At 42.7% G+C, this 2687-nt stretch carries 4 protein-coding genes; all 4 read right to left on the bottom strand.

Annotated elements, in window-relative coordinates:
* Positions 1–15: 15 nt before the first annotated feature.
* Positions 16–297 carry a DUF1816 domain-containing protein gene (locus tag IQ264_RS32115; protein WP_193986771.1) on the bottom strand — a complete coding sequence of 94 codons (282 nt, stop codon included), beginning with the start codon at positions 295–297 and terminating at the stop codon, positions 16–18.
* A gap of 70 nt (positions 298–367) precedes the next feature.
* Positions 368–1459, bottom strand: coding sequence for a 23S rRNA (guanosine(2251)-2'-O)-methyltransferase RlmB (rlmB, locus tag IQ264_RS32110; protein ID WP_193986769.1), 1092 nt, complete (start codon positions 1457–1459; stop codon positions 368–370).
* 196 nt (positions 1460–1655) lie between these two features.
* Positions 1656–2081, bottom strand: a complete 426-nt coding sequence (locus tag IQ264_RS32105; RefSeq protein WP_193986766.1) for a Mini-ribonuclease 3 — start codon at positions 2079–2081, stop codon at positions 1656–1658.
* 111 nt (positions 2082–2192) lie between these two features.
* Complete coding sequence (locus IQ264_RS32100; protein ID WP_228061975.1) at positions 2193–2558, bottom strand: STAS domain-containing protein; 366 nt, start codon at positions 2556–2558, stop codon at positions 2193–2195.
* Positions 2559–2687 lie beyond the last annotated feature (129 nt).

Here is a 2687-nt window from a genome sequence, read left to right as displayed (position 1 = left end):
CCCCTGCTCCCTCCCCTAAAACTGACCGCTAAAAGCTGGTGATGCTTTGCGGTCAACTCTCTCCCCCAAATCTTCCTCTACTGTCAATTCGTTTGGCTTACAGCGTCTAATAAACACGATAAAACCCATCGCGCCTTCTGTTTCCAAGTCTTCTATGTAACCAGTCTTAGCCAGATCAGCTTCCTTCGCAGTGAGAAAAGGGCCGAAATAGTAAGTGCATTGGGGTTTGCGAGTCACAACTTCGATCCACCAAGCCAAACCTAAGAAATTTAGAATACTGAGCAAAACTTCTTTCATGACCTCAACCTGTCCTCTTGGGTGCTATCCCGTCTATTGAGCTTTTTTAGTTAAATTTCTTTATACTCTGTTACCTTTCTTTTTTCAAAGTATCTTTTTTTAACTTATCTAGGTGTAGTGTACTTGACCAACGTTGGCGGAAAATCTCGTAAAGTGCCATTCCTGCTGCAACTGAAGCATTTAAGCTGGGAGTTTTTCCACCTAAAGGAATAGAAACAAGAAAATCGCAGCAACGTTGAGTTAACAAACTCAGACCTTCCCCTTCGGAACCTACTACCAAAACTATCGGGCCTGTAAATTGAACTGTATGCAATGCTTGATTAGTATTAGCCTCGGTTCCATAAATCCAAAAACCAGCAGCTTTTAATTCTTCCAAGGCCGATCGCAAATTCACCACCCTAGCAACTGGTATATTTTCTAAAGCCCCCGACGCTACTTTGATCACAGTTGATGTCACCCCTACCGCACGTCGCTGCGGGATCACCATCCCATGAACTCCCAAAGCTTCTGATGTGCGAATAATTGCACCTAAGTTATGGGGATCGGTAACGCTATCCAAAACCACAATTACTGGTTGTTCAGAAGCAGCTTTAGCTTTGGAAATCAAATCTCCTAATTCCACATATTCATAAGGCGCAACTTGTGCCGCAATTCCTTGATGATTCGCTCTGTGAGTAATGTAATCTAAGCGTTTCGCTTCTACCTCATCAATTACAGTGCCATTTGCTTTAGCTTGCGTTAATAAAGTATGAAACCGGGGATCGTAACGCAGATGAGGCAAAATCCAAATTCGATTTAAAGCACGCTGATTCGTCAAAGCTGCTAACACCGACTGACGACCATAGATCATATCTAGGTCTTCAGATTCCCGATTTACTTCATGATTTACCTGTTGAGGTTCCTGTCGAGTTACCTGTCGAATTATCCGTCGCGGTTCCCGTCGCGGTTCCCGTCGTGGTTCCCGTCGCGGTTCATTACCTGGTTCATTGTGAGATTCAGGGCGCGACTCATTGCCAGATTCATTTCGCAATTCAGGTAGGGAAACGTTACGATTTGCCTTACGAATTGGTTTTACCGAGGGTGAGGGTCGGTTTAACCTGCCTTTGAGAGGTCTACTGCGCTTGGGTTGACCTGGATTTTCTGGGCGGTAATTTTTACTCATTATTTTGTCAGAAAATTTAGTAAGTTCAGGGGGTAGGCAATTGGTGATTAATTAAGTAGTCTCGTAGCGGCGAAATAACAAACCGCTGCTGACTAATACTTTTAGTAATCACCAATAGCCAATACCCTTTTCGATCAGGTGTCTGGTTTTAATGTACATAGTCTAAATTGGTAGTTTCAGCTGTCTTGAGTTTTATTTAAGACTCTTCCCCTTGAGGGAAATCTAAATCTAAGTCTAATTTGGCTAACAGCTGAGCTAAACGTTGAGAATCGGTGAGATAAAGATATCCAATCAAAGTTTCCAGACTACTAGCTTCTTGATAGATTTTTGGAGATAGTCGCTTTGGCCCTCCGCTAGCCGCATTTCTCCCGCGCCGCAAAATTTCGCTCTCCGCTTCTGTGAGATGGGGTTGAAGCGATCGCAAATGCCTAACTTGACTTTCTGCTCTCACTTGAAACACCACTTGCCTATGATACTTATCTATCCTTTTGGCAGGCAAAAGATAACGGCTCCGAACATATAGCTCAAACACTGCATCTCCTATATATGCCAAAGATACAGGAGAAAGCTGATTAACTTCTGTCAACGAGTAACTTATATCTGAGAGCGGCTGATGAAACATCGACTTTGAATTTTACCATAAATACTCATGGGAAATAATTAAATCTTTTAACAGCAAATTTGCTATCCAGAAATCGACCGGATAGCATGAGAAATATTTCGCCTTGCCTGCTTATTCTTTTTTGTTTTTGATGTTTTCTAGGGCAGCTTCTACCGATGATTGCAAAGATAGAAACTTTTCTAAACGTACTAACTTAACTGTTTGGGTAACACGGGGGTTAGGGACAATCTGTAGACTGCCGTTGTTATTTTGAGCTTCCTTGGCTATTTGTACCAAAGCACCCAAACCAGAACTATCGAGAAAATCGATTTGGGATAGATCCAAAATAATATTTTTGGGGCCGTCTTGTTGGATAAAACCGACGATCGCTTTACGAAAATTCGGTTCCGAAAACGCATCTAACAAGCCTGCCAGACGAAATAATTGGTAATTTTCCTTGACATCTCTTGTGCCTCTAAGGCTCACAGTCAAGTTCAGTGCCTCAACAATAGTTCCCTCCTAGCTCCATCATCCTTCACTAGAGGCTCCAGTATATATAGTTTATGGGATTTTGTCTAGGTATTTACGGATGGATTTGTGAGATTGGGGATGGGGAGGTGGGGGGAC

Source organism: [Phormidium] sp. LEGE 05292 (genome assembly GCF_015207735.1).
Classification (GTDB): Bacteria; Cyanobacteriota; Cyanobacteriia; order Cyanobacteriales; family Aerosakkonemataceae; genus Floridanema.
The sequence above is the reverse complement of the archived record's forward strand: the minus strand, read 5'-3'. Positions and strand labels throughout refer to the sequence as shown.